A 1,648-nucleotide genomic window follows, 5' to 3' on the forward strand; every position below is an offset into this window, starting at 1 on the left:
CACCAGCTCGGCACGAGCAGTCCCAGAAGAAGGAGGACTGGGATCCCGAGCCGATCATGGAGGTTCCAGAGCCAGGCCGCCCCGCCCGCAGCGCGGCACCGTCGCCGAACGGTTCACGCCTGCGTGACGCCGTCGCCTCGGCACGTGACATCCCGCAGCGGATCGGAATTCTTTCACATCGCTCCGGCCTTCGATTCGGCGGTCGAGGTGTTGGTCGGGGGGCTCATGACGGCATCGTTCACGCTCGAGGGGATCATTCCGGCCGCGTACGGACGGAGCTATCGCGCGATGCGCGCGCTCGGGCCGGCGACGGCGATCGCGTTCGTGATCCTGCTCGCGGGCGACGGCGCGGAGGCCCTGATGCGCCACGAGAACGACGTGCCCGCCGTGACCGGATGGTGGCTGCTGCTCCATGCGGCCGTCTTCGTCCTCGTCGCGCCCTACAGGGTCCGGCTGTACGAGGTCATGTGGGACGTCGGGCCGCCGTCGATCCCGAAACCCGGCGCGCGGCGCCGCGCCATCCTCAACGTCGTCGCCCTCGATCTCCTGCTCTTCCTCGGCGGAGCGGCCTGGCTCTGGAACCTCCATGATCGGCTCGGGATCCCCGTCCTCCTTCTTCTGGGACTGCTCGTGCCGAGCTGGTGGATCTGCATCCGGCTCACGCTGGCCGGCCCCGCGCTCGCCCTCGGCGCCCTCGGCGTCTTCCCGCTCAGCCTGTCGGGCGCGGTCTCGGCGACGAAGGGACGGGTCTGGGACATCACGTTCGCCGGGCTTCTCGTCGGCGCCGTGCTCCTGCCGGTCCTCCTGGCGATCATCGCGGCGACGCTTTGGCTCCAAGCGGCCGTCGTGAAGTCGGCTCTGGTGAAGCCGGCCCTGATGAGCCCGGTGAATATCCTGTCCCTTGTCACCAGCATCGCGGTCCAGGCCGAACTCTACCGCCGCATGGGTCTGCCCTCCGCATCGCACGCGGACCGAGCGCCGGCCTGACACCCGCGCCGGTGCCCGGCGTTGACGCCCGGGCCGGTACGGCCTCTAACCCCCGCTGAGCGGACACGCGGCGAGAGGATCGAGAGACGTGAGCGGAGCCGAAGCGGCCAACGACGAGATCCGGTTCGAGCGGCGGGGCGCGCTCGGCCTCGTCACCCTCGACCGGCCGAAGGCCCTGAACGCGCTCTCCCTCGGGATGATCGGCGCGCTGCACGCGCAGCTCGACGCCTGGGCGTTAGATGCCGGCATCACCCGCGTGGCGATCCGCGGCGCCGGGGGGCGCGCCTTCTGCGCCGGCGGCGACATCCGCCACATCCACGCCTGCGGCCAGGCGGGACGCTTCGACGAGGTGTTCGCGTTCTGGCAGGCCGAGTACCGCCTCGTCGCCCGGATGCAGCGCTACGAGAAGCCGATCGTCGCGCTGATCGAGGGCGTGGTGATGGGCGGCGGCGTCGGCATCTCGCTCCACGGGGCCCACCGCGTCGCCTCGGAGACGTACGTCTTCGCCATGCCCGAGGTCGGGATCGGCCTGTTTCCCGATGTCGGGATGACCTACGCCCTGCCGCGCCTGCCCGGCCGCGTCGGCACCTATCTCGCGCTCACCGGCAGCCGGGTCGGCCCGGGCGACGCGCTCGCCCTCGGCCTGGCCACCGCCTACGCG

2 protein-coding genes are annotated in these 1,648 nt (G+C 71.4%); both read left to right on the forward strand.

All coding sequences use genetic code 11. The features are described from left to right. Positions 1-225 precede the first annotated feature (225 nt). Entirely contained in the window at positions 226-987 is a 762-nt protein-coding gene (locus FV223_RS27070; RefSeq protein WP_147729795.1) for a hypothetical protein, read from the forward strand. An 88-nt stretch (positions 988-1,075) separates the two neighbouring features. Then, positions 1,076-1,648, forward strand: a 573-nt coding sequence (locus FV223_RS27075) for an enoyl-CoA hydratase/isomerase family protein (protein WP_147729796.1), incomplete at its 3' end; no start/stop codon positions are given.

Source organism: Methylobacterium sp. WL116 (genome assembly GCF_008039455.1).
Lineage (GTDB): Bacteria > Pseudomonadota > Alphaproteobacteria > Rhizobiales > Beijerinckiaceae > Methylobacterium.

Excerpts from the sequence above, each read along its gene's own strand:
- FV223_RS27070 (WP_147729795.1), top strand. The coding sequence starts at position 226 with ATGACGGCATCGTTCACGCTCGAGGGGATCATTCCGGCCGCGTACGGA.